We start from the raw sequence: 17,755 nt of genomic DNA on the forward strand, positions 1-17,755 counted from the left end.
GCGGGGGTCAGGCCCCAGCGTCCCGTGACCTCAGTGCAGGAATGCGGCGATCACGAGCATGGCCGGGACGGCGATGATCGTGGTGATCAGCACCGTGTCCTTGGCTACCGTCACGCCTTGCTGGTAGCGGTTCGCCGCGACGAACACGTTCTGCGCGGTGGGCAGTGCCCCGGCGATCGTGGCTGCGAACAGGGCGTGGCCGTCGAGGCCCAGGATGAAGTGCGCCGCCAGGAACGCGAGCACCGGGTGGAGCAGCAGCTTGAAGGACGACGCCACCAGGATGTCCGTGCGGCGCCCGCTTGCGGCTGACAGCGGCCGGTTCCCGTTCAGGGACATGCCGAACGACATGAGCATCGCGGGGACAGCCGCGCCGCCGATGAAGTGGATCGGCTGCAGCACCAGATCCGGGAGCCGGAGGTGCAGTGCGGAGAGCGCCAGGGCGAGGGCCGACGCCACGATCACCGGGTTCCTGAGGATGATCAGGAAGAACTTGAGCACGGGGTTCTGCCGCGTGCTGCGCCCGCCGAGCGTCGCATCCAGGAGCATCAGGTTCAGCGGGTTGTAGAAGGCCAGCTGGAAGATCAGCAGGGGAGCGACGTACGAGGCGTCGCCGAGCACGTAGACCGCGATCGGGATGCCGAGGTTGGCGCTGTTCGCCTGGCTGGCGCTCATCGCGCCGATGATGCTCTCCGGGCTGTCGCGCTTCAGGAGAAGCTTGCTGACCAGGAGGTACGCGATCCCGACGGCGGTGCCGCTGATGGCCGCCACCGCGAGCTGGGGTCCGAGCACGTCCTCGAGGCGCGCCTTGGACAGGGTCTCGAACAGCAGTGCGGGGCTGGCGACGAAAAAGGCGAGCCGACTGAGGGTCTGGCCGGCGTTCGGACCGAGGATCCCGCGTCGGCCGACGAACCAGCCCACCCCGATGATGGCCCAGACCACGAAGAAACCGGCGAGAACTCCCAACACGCTCCCAGCGTAGCCCGAAGTCCAAACTGTGGACTATTTTGTCTCATTTATTGGGCGGCTGTGGTTCCGTTGAGTTCTAGCTGGCGTGGATGGAGATTGCCGCGGATCCGGCCCGCACGGCTGCTCCGGAGCCTCCAGGGCTGTCGCGTAGTCGTCGCCTTCGCCTCGACGTACTGGATGATCTTGGGGACCTCTTGGTCTCTACCTGTGAGCCATACCTGCAGGGACATCAGTCTTTCTTCTCAGCTGGCTCGCGCGCCGGGCGCAGGTCGGTGAGCATCACGCCGGCGCGAACGAACTTCGCCCCGGGCTGGATCCTGGACAGGAGCCGGTGCGCGGCCCGGGTAAGCTCCACCGGGTCCGACCTCGGAGCCGGCAGTGGCACAGTGACTGGGGGCACTGCACCGGAGCGGATGCGAGCGGCGACGTCCCGGCCCAGGCTGTGAGGACCTTCGCGAGCTGCTCATGCTTGACCAGGCGCGCTGCGGCCTGGGAGGCGTAGACGGAGAGGACCTGGCGCATGTCCTTGGTCGTGGTCAGAGGATCCGAGACGGACCTGGAGAAGATCAGCTGGTCTTTGCCCTTGCGTTCCTCCTCGAGCTGCACGGCCTGCACGCCCTGGAGATCCAGCACGGTCCGCATCCGCACCACCGAGAACCGTTCCTGAACCCGGACCGGGTTCGCGGCGGCTAGCTCGCCGGCGGTGTAGATCCCGAGCGCGTTCATGCGCTTCTCCAACCGCCCGGCAACGCCTCAGAGCTCTGAGACGGGGAGGCGTTCGAGCAGCTGCTCACGCCACAGCGGGGGAGTGCCCTCCCACACGCACACCCCGCCGAACACCTCAGCCTTCTTCGCCCACTTGTTCGCCAGCTTCGCCAGGGTCACGGTGGGTGCGATCCCCACACAGACCGGCACCCCGACCAGACGGCGGATCTCGTCCTTCACCCGGTGCCCGAATGCGACCAGATCCTGCTCCGCGGACCGCGCCCCCAGCAGCAGGAACGCCTCATCAATGCTGTATTGGCTCGTGGGAGCGTGCCGGTTCAGCACCTCCATGACCCTGGCGCTCATCGACCCATACAACTCGTAATTGCTGGACACGGCCGCGAGATCGAGCTTCTTGGCGACTGGGCGCAGCTGGAACCATGGCGTGCCCAGCTCCACCCCCAGTTTCTTCGCCTCGGAGCTGAGCGCGACGGCGCATCCGTCGTTGTTGGACAGCACCGCCAGCGGCACGCCCTCCACACTGGGCGTCAATACCCGTTCGAAGGAGGCGTAGGCGGAGTTGACGTCGACGTGGCAGTAGAGGCGCGGGTGGGGGTCAACCGGCATGGCGGAGGACCCTCTGATGCCCGAGCTGGTGCAGGCAGACCGTGGCTACACCTCAGATCAGAAAGTCTGACTCCACACTGACCGGAAACGAGGGATAGGAGGGGTTGTCTGCCTGCAGCATGACGCTGTGGCCGGTGATCGCCAGGCGCTTCAGGGTGAGCTCGCCGTCCAGGACGGCCACCACGACGTCGCCATGCCGAGGCGTCACTGAACGGTCCACGATCACCACGTCCCCGTCCGAGATGCCGGCTCCCTCCATGGATTCCCCGGCCACTCGCAGGAAGAACGTCGCCGCCCGGTCCTTCACGAGCACCTGGTCAAGGCTGACCTCGCCGTCGAAGTAATCCTGCGCCGGCGGGTTTCCCGTCCCCGGCGCAGGATTACTTCGACGGCGACGGGAAGCCGGCCGGCACCGAAACGGGGGCCATGGGCAAAAGGCCGGCTATCGTCGCAACGCGCCCCAGGACAGTCACGCTCATGGTCCACACTCCGATTGTCAGTAGTACACCGGTTCTAGCAACTCGCCCAACTGCCCCTACCGAACGAACATATTTTCGATGCCAAGCTTAGACCGGAACCACGGACATCGATGACCGAATGCGGCCAGTCACGGGCGCGCCGCTCAGGCGATCGGGTGCTCCTTCAGCGCCGCCGCAGGCCAGCCGTCGACGTCGACCATTCGCACCAGGCGCAGCCTCAAGGACGCGGCGACGTCGAACGCCATCACGGAAGGCGACCTCGAACTCGAAGGCTTCGAAAGGTAGGCCCGAAACCCGCCAGTCTGCGCGGAGCTATCGACCGCATTTCACCTAGCCTGTGCGGTCGCAGTGTCACAAACGGATGAAATCCGTCCTTCCGGCGTCACAAAATCGCCCATGAGCACTTCTTGAAGCTGAGAGGACGGGGCCTTGTCGTCAGGATGGACGCCACAGATGTCACGGCTGGTCGCGTAGACGGGTTCCCTCCACTCGCGGAGAAGTGAGCACTGGTGACCCCCCCAGTGATCTCGGCTTCGCAGGGTTGTGCCAAGCAACGGGATGCCCCCCACTCCGTCGCTTGGCGCAACCCCCATTTGTTCGCACGACGGTGCCGAAGCCGTAGGTGGCTGCACCTCCAAAGCGGCTGGTGGGGAAGTGGCAGCCTAGAGCGTTACCTCTGCCGCTTTCACTCGTTGGCCCCCGGACCTGACTGTCCGTTCACAGTGGGGCGCAGCAACTGCGGAGTTCCGCCGCATCGCGCCGAGCTCATGTGAATGAGAAGTCCCGGGCTCGTGTGCCCACCGTGTTCACTGTCATCAAGCGCCACGGCGTCTTTGACTCATGCCGAAATGAGGTGCGAGCACCGTCACTTTCTTCGAATTCACTCCTTCTTGTTCGTGAAGCCGTCCTTTCAGTCGGGAAGGGCTCGGAGCGTGGAGCTCCTTGATGGCGTCTCGTTCCCCGTCCCCAAAAAAGCACTACACGGAGGCTCTGTGAGTCTGATCGGCGAGTTTCTCATCGTCCTGTGTCTGATGGTTGTGCCGGCAGGGGCTTTTGCCTTGTGCGTGCATGTGTCAAGTAGAAGGGATGCCACAAGGAGGGCTTGGGCGTATAGCATCAAGAATGTCACTGACGATCAGTTGCGCCGGTGGCCCCAAGAGCAATTGCAGCAGACACGATCATTCCTGCGCGTCCGAATTGCCTTAGAAGATCTCTCTACAGCAGAACGGGTCGATGCCGCATTCGACCTTATGAGGCTCGAAGACGCCATAGCAGGAACTACAGTCGACCGCTGATTGACGCGGCACAGGGCACGAAAGAGTCTTGGTTCTGCCGATGTGCAGCATGATGTGCCCGATGCATCAAGCATGTCGGGGGTAGCAAGTCCCTCACCCCTTGTTGCGTCTATGCCGAGGTCGAGGGTGAGAATTCGAAAATCTCGATCGTACCGATAGCTCGATGTGGGTGTTCTTTCAGAAGGGTGTCCAGTTCGACGTGGTCCTTAGCCTCCACGATAGAGAACCCGCCCAGTGAGCTGTCCTCTCCCGCCACGGGGGAGCCTCCGTCAAGGATGGCTGGGCCCGCAGAGGCGAACCATTCCACCCACCCGACTGTGCCGTGGCTGTTCTGTTCCACAGGCGAGGACGAATGAGCGTCGCGGGCCGCAGCTGACAAACGGTACAAGAGTAGGTACCTGGCCATAATGTCCTCTTCAGACGCTTATCAGACTGCCCGATGCTCAGAGAAGTCTGTGGTGCCGGTGCCGTTTGCGCATCACGACGGAGGCGAATCAAGGGTTTCGCTGAAGAAATCGCTAACGGCTCTTACCTGACAAGTAGTTGACTTCTCCGAGATTGTGACGTCTCCACCGTTGCCTCTTGTCCCCGCTGGACACCGAGTGGCTGGCGAGGACGAAAGAGAGCGAAGAACTGGGTGGCACGCAGGCATTCTGCGATGCCACCCAGCTCTTGTCGTTGTCCCCTGTGTGGGCCGAGAGCAGCTCGGGTCTGTCCTGGTTCTACTGCCGAACAATCACAAGAGGTCTATGCCACGGAGACACATGGGGGTCTGCGGCCCCGTGACATCTTGTAGTAGTGAGGAAGGTTACTTCTGTGACGCGGTAGCGGGCCTAGATCGGGCCGTTCGTCATTGCGACTCTAAGGGTGGTTCGGGGGAGGTCGGCTCTTGTGAACCCTTGAGCTGTCGAGCCTGGGCGCGGGAGCCGCGGCGATTCCAATATCGAGCGCCAATATAGAAGGCGAGGAGCCCTGCGACGTACAGGAGAGCCCAATAGGGGAAAGCGAGGGTGCTTTGCCGGCCGGCCAGCGTCTGCTGTTGCGGATCGTCTTGGGGGAGGTCTGCAATACGTGAGGCGTGGAGGAGGAGTCTGTTGGAGTTGACTCCGATCGGGGTGCAGGTGATCAGGGTCACCTGATCCTTGCCGGGGACGACTTTGAGGGAGGAGATGTCGTCTGGTTGGACCACTTCGATCTTCTCGACCTGGTAGACGAAAGTGCGGTCAAGAACCTTGATGTAGAAGACTTGCCCCTCTTTGGCCTGGTGCAGAGGAGTGAAGAGTTCCGCATTCGGGATTCCCGAATGCGAGGTCAGGACACTGTGCGTTCCTGGCCCTCCGACGGGAAGCGACGACCCGAACAGGTGCCCGACGCCCTTTCCCAGAACATCATCGCCGGTGCCGTGATAAATGGCGAGGTCGATGTTCAGGGCAGGGTAGCTGAGCTGCCCGATGACCCCGTCGTTATTGACATTCAACTGCTGTTCGTACTGGTCGTGTTGGGCGCCCGAGGGCGCCGAGGCTGCTGCCTGCGAATAAGGATCCAGCAACTGGCCGACAGGAATTTTCGAGTTGTATTCGCGAGCGTCGTTGAGCAGCCGGCTTCGAACGGAAGGCTCCAGGTTGTTCACATCTTGGGAGTATCCGGAGAGCTGAGTGTTGTGCGAGATGGTGCTGAACCAGTCTCCGGCTTGGGGGTAGATCAGCAGGGCGAGTCCAAGGGCTGCGATGATCATCATCGCTAGGAGCTTGGAGTCACGTCGACGGCGCCGCCGGCTGTGTTCCGGCGGCAGGGACAGCCCAGCTGGGGTGTCTTCAACCGTGTGAGTCATGGGGAGGAGCCTTTGTGACCGATTACGCCTGTGGACGGGGCCTCCGACGGGGTGTCGTGGCCCCGTCCACAGGGGTGAGGTGGAAGTGGCGGGTCAGCCGGTCTTAGGCGACTTCGGCTTCCTTGGCTTCCGCGGCGTTCTTGCGACGGTTAGCGAACACGAAGAACAGGACCGCGCCGGTGAGCAGGAGGATCCCACCGCCGGTCAGAGCCCAGGTGCCGGGGCCACCAGTGAAGGGCAGCTGGAATCCGGCGTTGTGCGGCACGTTATCGATGGTCACGGTCACCACGGACGGGTCCGAGCTCGTCACCGTGGTCTCCACAGGCTGGGCCAGGAGCTCGTAACCGGTCGGGGCCTGAGTTTCTACGAGCCAGTAGGACTGGTATCCGGGATCCCCCGGGTTCACGGCCGCACCGTTGACCCAGTTGGAGTACCGGAGACCGGAGATGACCAGGTTGCCGCTGGCATCGGTGGTCCAGGAGCTCACACCATTAATAGTGATTGCGTTGGTGCCTGCCTGAGCATCGGCCTGGGTCGGGTAGACCTGGAAGGTCGCACCGGCCAGGCTGGCCTGGGTCTTGGAGTCCTGCTTGTGCAGCACGATGTCGCCCCACTTGGTGACGACCGGCGGGGTGACGATCGGGCCCCCGGGCTGGCCCGGGGTGACGTTGAAGCTGGCCGCGTTCGGGTAGACGACAGCGGTGTTGGAGATCTCGCCCACCGTGTTGACCGTGGTGTTGACGTCGACGACGACCTGAGCAGTGGCGTTAGCGGTCAGGATCGCCAGGCCACTGGTGGTGAAGTTCACCGTCAGCGTGTGCGTGGTGGAGTCGTAGACCACGGTGTAGTCCGTACCGGAGGTCAGGGCTGCCCCGTTGCTCAGCGACACCGTTGCGCTGCTGTAGGTCAGCTTGGTGTCCAGCTGGTCGGTGATCTTGTAACCGTCCACCGGGTTCCCATCGGGGATGTCCGCCTTGATGGTCCAGCTCACCGGATCGCCGAGTTTGATGGCGTTGGCGTCGTTGACCGTCTTCGTTGCGGTCGTTACCGAGTTCTTCGGGTAGACGTTCACGTTGTACAGCCAGCTGCTGGTGTCCGTCGGGTTCGTCAGAGGCAGCGTCACCAGGAACGGAGCCGACGGGGTCACACCCGCCGGGTAGCTGGTTTCAGTGACCAGGTAGAGGCCCAGAGGCAGACCCGAGAGAGTGGCATTACCTGAGGCATCCGTCGTGACGGTGGTGCCGGCGCCTGCCTGCGCTGCGGCTGTCGTCGGGGTCAGAGCCGCCGCCGCCGTCCACCCGGCATTGGTGGTCAGATCAATCCCGTTGATGGGCTGCACCGTGAACGTCACACCCGGCATCGGGGTCAGGGCCGCCAGCTGCGCCGGGGTGAGGGCAGTGCCGTCGTTGGGCAGACCCGTCGGCGTGCTGGGCGTCTCGAACTTGTGGATCGAGAGCGTCGCGGTCTGGTTCGGGTCGATGTTGGAGATGTTGGCCGCGTTCGCGCCTCCGAGACCGAAGGCAAACATTCCTGCGGTGGCTATTGCGGCCAGCGAAGCCAGGATGGCCCGCCTTGCCTTCGATGGTTTCATCGTTTTCCTTTCATAGTGTTCCCCTGAGAAGTGGCCGGCGACATTGCCCGGCCTCTTCGTATTCATGAGGTCTTTTCTTCCCGCCGAGACCGGATCACCAGGAGCGCGGCCAGCAGCAGCAGGAGGACCCCGCCGATACTGGTCCCGATCAGGCCCACCATTCCGGGGCCTCCAGCGAAGGGCAGCTTTACGGCCGGCAGGTCATTGACGGTGATGGTCTGATTCGAAGCGGTCACCGACGGACCCGCCGAGGAGGCGTCGACGGTGACCGTCCCGGTGCTGCTGAGGGTGAACTTCACCGGGGCAGCGAGCAGGGTGTAGCCGGAAGGTGCCTTGGTCTCCAGCAGCCAGTAGGTGCCCGGCACCAGCTGGCGGACCTCCACCAGACCGGTGGAACCGGACACGGCGCTGACCTGACCGGTGGCGGTCGGACTCATCTGGCCCGAAACATCGGCGTGGACTTCGAAGACGGCACCGCCCAGCGGAACCGTGGACCCCGCGGTTGCGCCGGGGCCGGTCTTCTGCACGAACATGTGCCCGCTAGTCGGGTGCGTCACCACACAGGCGGGATCTACGGGCCCCGTCCCGCCAGTGACGCACCGCTGCGGGGGAACCGTGCCGTTGCCGGTCACGCTATTGGTCAGGGTGACCAGCCAGGCCGTGGAGTTCACGGTCACCGAATACGTCAGTACCGCCGTGCCATTCGCCGGAAGCGTGAACGCACTCGTGGTCAGCTTCTGACCCACCGGGTTCGGTACCGCCGTAGGCGAGCCGCCGTTGATGACCAAGGAGGCCGAACCGGAGGTGAACGTGGCGTTGTTGAGGACCTGCGACAGGTCGTCGGTCAGCACCACACCGGAGACAGGATTCGCCGTCAGGTTTGTCGCGGTGACCGTGTAGGTGATCAGCCGGGATCCTGCCGGGTCGCCGGGATTGATGACCGTACCTGAGGCCGGGTTCGCCGTCTTCGACAGCGTCCAGGAACCGACAGGATTGACCGTGCACGTCGTGGATCCTGACGGACACGTCGTGGGGGGCGTGACGATCGTGGACGGGGTGAGGTAGTTCTCCAGCAACGCATCTGCCAGATGTGCGGCGTCGTTGACCTTCACCTGGTACGTCACCACGCTCTTCGCCCCCGCTGCGACCGCCCCCGTGATACCCAGGGTCTGCGGAGTCGCCGCAGAGTTGTTGGTCACAACCAGAGCCGTACCCGAAGTAGTCGTGGAAGTGACCGAACCCGACACGAAGGATGAAGCATCCAGCACATCGCCCAGCCAGTCCGTATAGGCGACTGGAGCTACCGCGGTGCCACTGGTGTTGTCAAAAGTCAGCGTATAGGTCAGAACCTGCCCTGGCTGCACCATCGTTCCCGCCACCGGAGAGACCGACTTGCTGGCCACCAACTGCGGCGCCCCAGTGGAGGGCAGGTGCGCCTCAGCGGTAGCAGAGACCGCACCGTTGGGCGAGGTCGCAGTAACCCGTGCGTAGTTATCCACCTTCTTGCCGGTCGTGGAGTACGCGTCGATATCACCCTGGGTGGGGACGTAAGTGGCCGTACAGGTCATCGTTGCGCCAGGAGCCAAGGACGAGCCCTGGGCCGGGTTGCAGTTGGTCACTACTGGAGCGATGCCCAAACCATTGAAGGAAGTCTCCGCGATCACAACATTGCTCAAGGTGGTGGTGCCGGTGTTCTTGGCCACGAAGGTGTACGTGACCGTCTGCCCGGCCACCAACGACGAGGTGTTGGGGGTCTTGGTCAGCGAAATGCTGGACTTCTGGTCGGTCTGGAACGTCGCCGGATCCGTGGCCGTGACATTCGGCAAGGAATAGGGCGGCTTGCCCGTCACCGTAGCCGTGTTCGTGATCAGGCCGCCATTGGTATCCACGTTGGCCTGGGTGATCGTATACGGCGCCGAGGTACAGGTCATGGAGGCACCCGGGTTGAGGGAGGTCTGGGGGCACGTGATTGCCACTCCTGCGCCGGCGAGCATCGGATCCGAGAGCGTGACCGGGTTGAGGATCACGTTGCTCGTATTGGTCACCACGAACTGGTACCTGATCGTGTCGCCGGCGTCTTTGAGCTGATCGTTGTTGACATCGGTCCAGCTATTGGCGACAACATCCTTGGCCAGGGTGATCGAGGCCGCTGCCGGAACGATAGTGTGCGTGTCCGTGTTGTCCGTGGGGTCAGATTCAGCCTCGTTGCCGAGGACCTTTGCGGTATTGGTCAGGCTCGTCGTCGTTCCTGCGGCAACCAGCACTGTGACGGTGTAGGACGTGCTGGCTCCTGAAGCCAGCTGTCCCGAGGCGCAGTTCACGGTACTGCCACTGGCCACACAGGTCGGGTTCGATGAAGACACATAGGTAGTACCGGCGGGGAGAGTATCGGTGACTACCGACCCTGAACTGAGCCCCGGCCCATCATTGAATACGGTGATGGTGTAGGTGAACTGCTGCCCGGCGGCATACCCGGAGGCAGGGTCCTGCCCGATCGGGTAGGAGTGCAGTGGGGTGTTGGAACCGGTTGGGAACGTACAGGTCCCCTGTCCGGGACCGCACTTGCCAACGACGAGGTCGGTCGGCGCGCCGAGTGAACTGGCGGCATCGTTGTTGTTGCTCGAGACCGCTTGGCCCATGTAATAGGACTGGTAGGCCGTGGTGGAAATGTCGATCTGGTAGGCCTTGCCGGTGCCGTTGTCGATGAATACGAAGTTGCCGTTGCCCAGGGAGAAGCCGCCACCGTAGGCGGTGGGAGTCCCTGTCGCAGCCGGGACGACGTTGGTCTTGACGGTCGTGACGACGCCCGTGGTGGGGTCGATCTTGATCAGGCTTCCCGCAGCATTGACCGTCCAGAGAGCCCCGGCTTGGTACACGAAGTCGGCGATACCGCTGTTGGTGAGGGTCTGCGAGAGATTGATGGTGGTCACAGCGCCCGTTGCCAGGTTCACCTTGGTCAGAGTCGACATGTTGTTGTTGTTGCCTGAGAGGTACATTGTCCCGGTGGCAGGGTCGATGGCACCGTCAATAAATGCCTGGATGCCGGTGATGTTTGGCACTGCATCTGGGAGGGTCGCGACGTTGTTGTTCACGACGACCCCGCCTTGGCCGATCTTGATCACCTTGTTAACCCCACCGATAGTGGCGGCAGCGTACAGGTAACCGTCGAGCGGGTTGAAAGCCAGGGCGTTGTAGGTGATGGAGGCAGTACCTTCAGCGACGAATGAGATCGTTCCATCGGAGTTGATCACGATGTCGTACAGGGTGCTGGGCTGGCCCGCCATCTGCCACTGCATCGGCACTGTCGGGTCGAATGGGTCGCCTGCAGCGGCAACCGACTTGGTGGGGGAGACAAGAGGAACAATTCCAAGCAAGGCGATCGTCAGCACGGCTACCAGGGCGCGCACGAACCAAGGTGACCGCTGCTGGCGATGGCGTGCTCTGCGATGCAGGACGGGGATCGATCGCGTGGTCATTGGTAGGCCCCCTGTGAGCTGGATTCGATGTCTGGTCTTCAAATTTCTTGGTACTGCGTGACGAGGTTCCCGTCCGGATCTCCTCGGGGGCTTCTCAGCCCCCAAGTCTGCCCACCAGGCCCCGTCTCTCGTTGGCAGAGGACGAGACGCCAGGTCCGTCGTCGCCGGACCATGGTGATGGTCCGGCTACCAGGAAGAAGGCGAGATCATGCACTTCTCGACGCTGAATTTGAAAATTGTTTTTCTCTCCCCCAACTGCATGCAGGGTCTTGCACACCTTGAGGCGGGACCCCTCCGCGCAAGGTGGGCGGTGTCGAGGAGGGGCCCCGCTGGCCCGGCAGGCGCGAGCCTGTGGCTCCGGGCCCGTCCCCAACTCAGGTGTCAGGGAACCACACCAGATGGTGGGCATCATCTGAGCTGAGGGGCCAGATGCGGAGAGAACATGCCAAGCCAAAATTCCCTCCGCGCTGATCAGTAGGGATGCGATCAGGGATAGTGACGTCCGTTACTGCTCGTTTTTGGGATTGCACCGTCCTGAGTGAGATTGCCGTCGCGCGTCAGCGTGGGGAGGGTCCTGCTCCTCGTGTCTCGTGACGGACGCGAATCCTTTCCTCAAGGGGTTCGGGGCTGGTTCAATCAGGTATGGATATTGCTGTTCTAGGAACGGGAACCGTGGGCAGGACCTTGGCCTCCGCCTTCGCCGACTTGGGTTATACGGTGACGGTCGGCACACGAGATCGTGCCAGGACTCTGGCCGATTCTGAGCGCGGAGAATGGCTGAAAGATGATCCCCGGATCAGGCTGGCCTCTTTCGCCGAGGCCGCCCAGAGCGGCCGAGACCTAGTCGTCCTGGCCACCTCAGGGTTTGCGGCAGCCGACGTGCTCGCGCAAGCTGGCGAAGCTCTGGCAGGCAAGGTAGTGCTCGATGTGACCAATCCGCTGGATTTCAGCCAGGGATTCCCTCCAACCCTGTTCGTCAAGGACGAGGACTCGCTGGCGGAAGTCCTACAACGGGCCCACCCAGAAGCACGGATCGTGAAGGCACTGAACACCTTGACGGCCTCGCTCATGGCGGCGCCGGGACGACTGCCGGAGCCTGGAACGATTTTCCTCTGCGGAGATGATGCCGAGGCGAAACAGGTGGTGACGGTGATCCTAAGCGAACTAGGCCACCGCGACGTCCTAGACCTTGGCGCGTTGAGTGCTGCCCGAGGCACGGAGATGCTCCTGCCTCTGTGGTTGCGTGTCATGGCTGCTTTGGGAACAGCTGAGTTTACTTTCAAGGTGGTTCGCCACCTCGAAGGAGAAGCCCTCAGCTAAGGGCAGAGGAGACACTAGATGACTTTTGGCATTGCCACGCTGGCGTCGTCTGATCTCGTAGAAGCTGGTGGGGGCGCAGGAAGGGGTGGGTCTGCTCGACCTCGGCGATCGCCTCGGACGCGGAGGCGCCTGCCGCCAGTTGGAGCGCTAGCAGGGCGACCCTCTCGCTGGCCTTGCCATCCCCGTAAGGTGAGGTCAGCTGGCTCAAGCGCAGATGAGGTCGTGCCGTGAGCAGAGCGTTGGCAGCAGCCGCTGGATCTCGATCTGGCGTTAACAGGCACGCGAAACCGGCATCGATGCTCTCAGGGCGGTCAGTGCTCCTTCGCAGGACGAGGCACGGTGTCTTGACGACTGTGCATTCTTCTTGGATGGTTCCGGAATCCGAAATTACCAGGGCCGCTGCTCGGGCCAACCTCACAAATTCGTAGTGCTCCACGGGGTCGATCATGGGGATGAAACGAGAGTAGTTTTCCAAGCCGAAGGCGTTGAGGGCCTCACGGGTGCGGGGGTGCAGCACCATCAGCACGGGTGCTGCGATGCCGGCGAGTCCTTCCAGGAGACGCTTGAATTGGGGAGCAGAGCCCACGTTTTCAGGCCGGTTAACGCTGACCAGGACGAGATCTTGCACCTCGGCCCAGTCTTCCAGGACCGGGCTGTGATCACCTGGAAGGGTCTCCGCCAGCGACAGGGCTGAGCTGACCGCTTCGACGCTGGTACTGCCCGTGACCGCGATGGTGCGCGTGTCGACATATTCTCCGATGAGGTTGTACAGGTTATTGGAGGTCGCCGCACAATGAAGATCGGTTACGGCTGTGAGGATCAGTCTGTTGATCTCCTCTGGGCTGGACCGGTCGTAGGATCGGATTCCCGACTCGGCATGAAGGACGGGGATAGCTGAGAAACTTGCTGCTTGTGCCGCCGCTACAGCACTATTGCTGGCACCGCAGACAATGAGGACACTGGGGCGGCGCCGTGTGAACTCTTGGGTAAAGGTATGCAGCAGGTTGCTGATTTGGGTGCCGCGGTCCGATCCTGTGCAGCGGAAAGTCACGGTCGTTGGCGCCAGCCCCAAGTGGGCCAGGGGGTGGTCCGTCGGGTCGTTCGTTTGGCTGATGTCGTATAGGACTCGTGCGTGCTCACCGAGCGCGGCGATCACGTGTGCGAGCTTGATCGCTTCTGATGGGGTGCCCAAGACGACGGCGATGTCGGCGGTGTTCATCCGATGGCTCCTTTCTACTAGTACCGACGCTCGGCGTAGGCGTCATCCTGGCTCTGCTTTGACCAGGGATGTGTGATGACGAGTCGACGGTTTGCTCTCGAGGGTGGTCAGGGTTTGCGAGGGAGCCTGACGAGGTTTCGAGCGGTTGCCCACACTCGGCAGAGAGCTCGCCAGCGCGCGCGGCGATGACACCCTTCGGTGCTGCCATGACCGTTGGAGCCTGAGCGAAACGAGGCGCCGGATGCGGATACACACACCGGACGAGGCGGATCTTTGATCTGTGCGGGGCGTGTTTTTTCACGCAAGGCCAGCGCCGCGGCCACGATCGCGTCGGTGCGGGCTACCTCCACCCGTTCAGGGGATGTCATCGGCTCAGCTCCAAGTCCCTCGTGGCCCTGTCCTTTTCGGGCTCTTCTCTGACCTTTAGTAGCTCGGCGGAGTCCTAAAGGGACGGTGGGAGGTGTAAATTTTTCACGCCCTCAGGCAGGGGCTCGGCCATTTGGTGGTGGCTGGTTCTCTGAGATGGTTGTTTTGGGTGAGGGTGAAATCTGCTCCGGCCACGCAGGGCTTCCTGCCAAGGGTGAGATGGAACTGAGCCTGCCGCGCATCGTCGGCTTCTGCATCGCGGATGCACCGCCAAGTTCCGCTTTCTGTGGCCTGACAGCTCCAAAAGTCGGGCGGGTCTACGGCGATAATCTGACTCGTTGCCCCCGGGTCGAGGGTGACATCCAGGGGTGTCAGGGACCTGGTCGGGAAGCTCAGATCTGCGCTTGCGATTCTTCCATGGTGAGAGGTGATAGTGAATTGTGGTCCCACCCCAGCGGAAGGAAGCGAGGTCACTGTCATGCTGGGCCCCGGAGCCACTGCTAATTGGGTGACAACTGCGATGAGTAGGAGCGCCACTCCGATCGCTAGTGCGGTGGCGCCGGCGGCCAGGGTGGAGACGGTGCGTGAATGTGTGGGACTTCCGAGGTTGTTGTGGCCTTGGCCTGGATAGATCTGGGCGAGGGGCAAGAGGGCCAGTGCGGGCAGAATCATGCGTTGAAAAGGCCCAACCTCTTGTACTTGCATCAAGATGGAGGGGCAGGTTTTGCACGTGCGCAAGTGCTCTTCTAGGAGCTCTGCGCGGCTCTTGCGCAAGCTCCCTCGCACATAGGGCGGGATGTCGCGGATGAACACGCGGCACTGCTCGGGGCCCTGTGCTGTGACGTGCTCATACAGATAGCCAAGGCGCAGCGCTTCCTTGGCCCTCCGATGCAGCGCAACGGTCGCGTTCGGGGAGAGCCCCAGCAAAGGGGCGGCCTCTCGTGGGGGCATGCCCTCGACGTCGAGGTACCAAATAACTTCCCGCCACCGGTCCGCAAGTTGCCGGAAGGCGTTGCGGGCGGCGGCGTCGTCGAACTCGGCGACGACGCGATTGGCGTCGGCCACTTCTGAATCCAGGACTTCAGTGTCCATGACGGGGACCTCCCGCATGGCTTTTCGGTTCATCCGGTACATGGAGCGGGAGACGCTAGAGATCAGGTATGGCCCGAATACATCGACGGGGCCCTTCCCGGCCTGAATCGCGGTCAGCACCGTGGTGAACGCATCGTTCACCGCGTCCTCAGCGAGGGTGTAATCCGGGGTGAGACGCCGGGCCACCCGAAGGGCAGAGGCGTGGTGGCGTCGAAACAGCTCCCCATAAGCGTCGAGCTCTCCAGCCCGAACTTGCTCAAGCAGCTCACCGTCAGTGGGCAGAATGACGTCGGATGCGTCGCTCATCGCCGACCACCCCACACAGGGCGGACCGCGGCCAATAGCAAGGCTGCGATGAAGATGAGCGTCAGACCGCCCATCACGAGGGACCAACGAACGTTCACGACGTGGCTGAGCACCGGGACGGAGAAGACGGAGAGGGTAGGGGCAGCGTGGGCGGTGGTGATCGTGGCTTGACACGACGAGCTCGCTGCTGCGGGACAGTTTTCCCCGCCGACGACTCGCCCGATTAGGGTGCCGCCGCTGGTGCCAGTGGTGACGGAAAAGGTGAAGGACCTGCGCCCCTGTGGGGGGAGCGAGACCTGCCAGAGCAGACGAGATTCCTGATACGCCACCGTGGCTGGTGCATCCCCGCGATAAGTGGCTCCGGGGAGGATTCCTGAGAGATCAATGACGGCAGTCCCGGAGGCCGGGCCTTTTCCAGAGTTGACTGCGTCCACCGTGAAAGTCGCCGTATTCTGTGCTTCGGCCTGTGCAGGTCCTGAGATCATGAGGGTGAACGCTGACACCGGGTGGGCCGCGCACGCGCTGCCAGAACGGCATTGAGCCGGCTTTGCTCCGGCGGGATGGGTGCCGCCGGCCGTGAAGGCGGCGACCAGGGTGTGGTCGCCAGCGGGGGAGGGGTGAACTTTCACCGCGAAGCTGACCTGTTTGCTTTCCCCTGGTGCGAGAGTTCCGAGAACATCCAGCGTCGTAGCACTGGCGTGAACCTCCCAGTTTTCCGGTGCTGTCTGAAGGGCGGGTAGGTAGACGGCATCGTCGAGGACCCCGCGGAGGTCTATGCCCTGGGCGATGTGAACCGGCGTGATGGCGGAATTGGTGAAGGTCGCCGTGTAGTGGACCGTTTGCTCGGCCTTCACCGAGGTGCCGCTGGGCGGATCGGCATGGAAGGTGGTGTCTACACAGTCGGCCACGCACGAGTCCATCGGTGGTTGCGGAACGGGCAGAGGGCGTGTCGTGATGCTGGGGGCTGGGGTCGGCTCGCTGGGGGCCGGGGTCGGTCGGTTAGGGGTTTGGCTTGGTGTTCCTGGGCTGGGTTGGGTGGCTTCATTGCCGAACGTGCACCGAATTGCGGCATCCCCGGTCAGGTATCTCGGTGCGATGCTGATGGTCGTGCCGCGCAGCGTGAAGGGCACGTTGCTGGGGTTGCCGCTTAACGTCGAATTGGAGTCAATGCAGGACACCTGGCTAAGGCCGAAACCTTTCGGCGTCAGCTGCGTCACGGACGCAGCTTGAGCATAGTTAAGGACTGTGCTGGGCGTTGCCGTCGTAGCCAAGCCCGATTCTCGGGTGGTGATCGATTGAGCCGCATGGCTCAGGTTGCTGGTGGTGAAGCGAAACATTCCGGCTTGGCCTTCGGCCGATACGCCCACCTGTACTGTGGCCGGTGCGGGAACGAAGGCGAGGTCTAGCCAGAAGACATCACGGTTGGTGCCGGTGCCGGCATAACCGAAATTGAAGGCGATCTGGGAGACCGTACGCTGCTGCAGTTGCAGGTCGAAGGTGCCGCAGCCGAAGTTCGAGCAGCTTCCCGGGGGAGCCGCTTTCGCGCCGATGAATTGCCGCGGATTGAGCACCCCAAGGGTCCTGTTTGAATTCCACAGGCCCAGATCAGGGGTGGCGTTCACCGGGATAAAGGAAGCGTCGCGAACAGTGATCGGGTGATCGTGATAGGCCGTGATGATGCGCGAGGGGTTTACCCTGGCAGCTCCGATATCTGCCACCGTCAGTCGCGGCGTCGCCACCGGCGCCGAGAACGTGTACGTAAGAGCGCCGCACGCGGCGGTGCATCCGGTCAGGTCGATTCTCAGTCGATGCGATTCCGAACTCAATTTTCCGGGGCCCGAGTATGACGCCGAAACGGTCACCCCCTCCGCTGTGCGCCCTATGGCGGTGGTACCGGCAACGGTCCAGGCCTGAGGTTCAACGAGCTGCTGTGGGGCAGCTGAAGCCTTTGAGATGCCGGCACCGCCTTGGAACACAAGCACCAACAGGGTGGGTAACAAAAGCATCAAGCCTGCCAGAGTCCGGCGATGTCCTCCATGGGTGGTAGTTCGATCCTGCTTAGTTGAGAGCGAGGATTCGCTCATCGTGTGCCCCTCATCCAACATTGAGTCACACCGAAGCACGGCACCGGGCGACCCAAAAACTGCGCCCAAGAGACGCCACCTCACAACGCAAGCCTGTTGCCGGGATGCCGCCATCAGGTCGAACATCATGTTCTCCGCTGACCCCTGGCGCAACCACCTACCCCGCTGTCCAGGGGGAGCGCTTCGTCCGTATCACGGCACGAGAAGAAGCATGGGCAGCGAGCACAACTCCCTTGTCGACCCGAGTAGGCATCTCCTGTTCCACCAGGTGAAGGCCACCCGGCATTTCGGAGATAGTTCGCTGCTCGCCGATAGTGATGGAGAACGGTGGAGAATATTTCTCCACCTCAACGGCCGTTCCAGGCAGCCTCGACTCCCCAATGCGAGGTTGGACCGGC

At 62.7% G+C, this 17,755-nt stretch carries 10 protein-coding genes and 2 pseudogenes; 1 reads left to right on the top strand and 11 read right to left on the bottom strand.

The genetic code is table 11. The features are described 5' to 3' along the window. Positions 1 to 30 precede the first annotated feature (30 nt). The 8 genes and pseudogenes from P9849_RS01165 to P9849_RS01195 form a co-directional block, all read right to left on the bottom strand. Positions 31 to 966, bottom strand: a complete 936-nt coding sequence (locus P9849_RS01165) for an AEC family transporter (RefSeq protein WP_278267916.1) — start codon at positions 964 to 966, stop codon at positions 31 to 33. Between the two features lie 229 nt (positions 967 to 1,195). Next, positions 1,196 to 1,366: a hypothetical protein gene (locus tag P9849_RS16200; protein WP_347567907.1), complete on the bottom strand. Its 171-nt coding sequence runs from the start codon at positions 1,364 to 1,366 to the stop codon at positions 1,196 to 1,198. 71 nt (positions 1,367 to 1,437) lie between these two features. Further along, positions 1,438 to 1,692 (bottom strand): annotated as a pseudogene (locus P9849_RS16205) (DNA polymerase V subunit UmuC); the annotation flags it as partial. A 27-nt stretch (positions 1,693 to 1,719) separates the two neighbouring features. Next, positions 1,720 to 2,298, bottom strand: a complete 579-nt coding sequence (locus P9849_RS01175; RefSeq protein WP_278267918.1) for a hypothetical protein — start codon at positions 2,296 to 2,298, stop codon at positions 1,720 to 1,722. Between the two features lie 52 nt (positions 2,299 to 2,350). After that, a pseudogene (gene umuD / locus P9849_RS01180) lies at positions 2,351 to 2,777 on the bottom strand (translesion error-prone DNA polymerase V autoproteolytic subunit). A gap of 2,145 nt (positions 2,778 to 4,922) precedes the next feature. Further along, the gene (locus P9849_RS01185) at positions 4,923 to 5,810 is read right to left on the bottom strand and encodes a class C sortase (protein WP_278267919.1); all 888 of its coding nucleotides are present in this window, start codon (positions 5,808 to 5,810) and stop codon (positions 4,923 to 4,925) included. 196 nt (positions 5,811 to 6,006) lie between these two features. After that, a complete protein-coding gene (locus P9849_RS01190) occupies positions 6,007 to 7,494 on the bottom strand; it encodes a SpaH/EbpB family LPXTG-anchored major pilin (protein WP_278267920.1) in 1,488 nt (495 codons plus the stop codon). Between the two features lie 62 nt (positions 7,495 to 7,556). Further along, positions 7,557 to 10,901: a SpaA isopeptide-forming pilin-related protein gene (locus P9849_RS01195; protein ID WP_278267921.1), complete on the bottom strand. Its 3,345-nt coding sequence runs from the start codon at positions 10,899 to 10,901 to the stop codon at positions 7,557 to 7,559. A gap of 741 nt (positions 10,902 to 11,642) precedes the next feature. Here P9849_RS01195 and P9849_RS01200 point away from each other — a divergent pair. Further along, complete coding sequence (locus P9849_RS01200; protein ID WP_347567908.1) at positions 11,643 to 12,290, top strand: NAD(P)-binding domain-containing protein; 648 nt, start codon at positions 11,643 to 11,645, stop codon at positions 12,288 to 12,290. Here P9849_RS01200 and P9849_RS01205 read toward each other — a convergent pair. From P9849_RS01205 to P9849_RS01215, 3 genes are all read right to left on the bottom strand, one after another. Then, positions 12,283 to 13,509 carry a UDP-N-acetylglucosamine 2-epimerase gene (locus P9849_RS01205; protein ID WP_278267923.1) on the bottom strand — a complete coding sequence of 409 codons (1,227 nt, stop codon included), beginning with the start codon at positions 13,507 to 13,509 and terminating at the stop codon, positions 12,283 to 12,285. The genes P9849_RS01200 and P9849_RS01205 overlap by 8 nt on opposite strands. 471 nt (positions 13,510 to 13,980) lie before the next feature. Beyond that, positions 13,981 to 15,273 (bottom strand): sigma-70 family RNA polymerase sigma factor, encoded by a 1,293-nt coding sequence (locus P9849_RS01210; protein ID WP_278267924.1) that lies wholly within the window; start codon positions 15,271 to 15,273, stop codon positions 13,981 to 13,983. Next, complete coding sequence (locus tag P9849_RS01215) at positions 15,270 to 17,357, bottom strand: hypothetical protein (RefSeq protein WP_278267925.1); 2,088 nt, start codon at positions 17,355 to 17,357, stop codon at positions 15,270 to 15,272. Before P9849_RS01215 ends, P9849_RS01210 begins: the two co-directional genes overlap by 4 nt. Positions 17,358 to 17,755: the final 398 nt, after the last annotated feature.

This window comes from Arthrobacter sp. Y-9 (genome assembly GCF_029690065.1).
Taxonomy (GTDB): Bacteria; Actinomycetota; Actinomycetes; order Actinomycetales; family Micrococcaceae; genus Arthrobacter_E.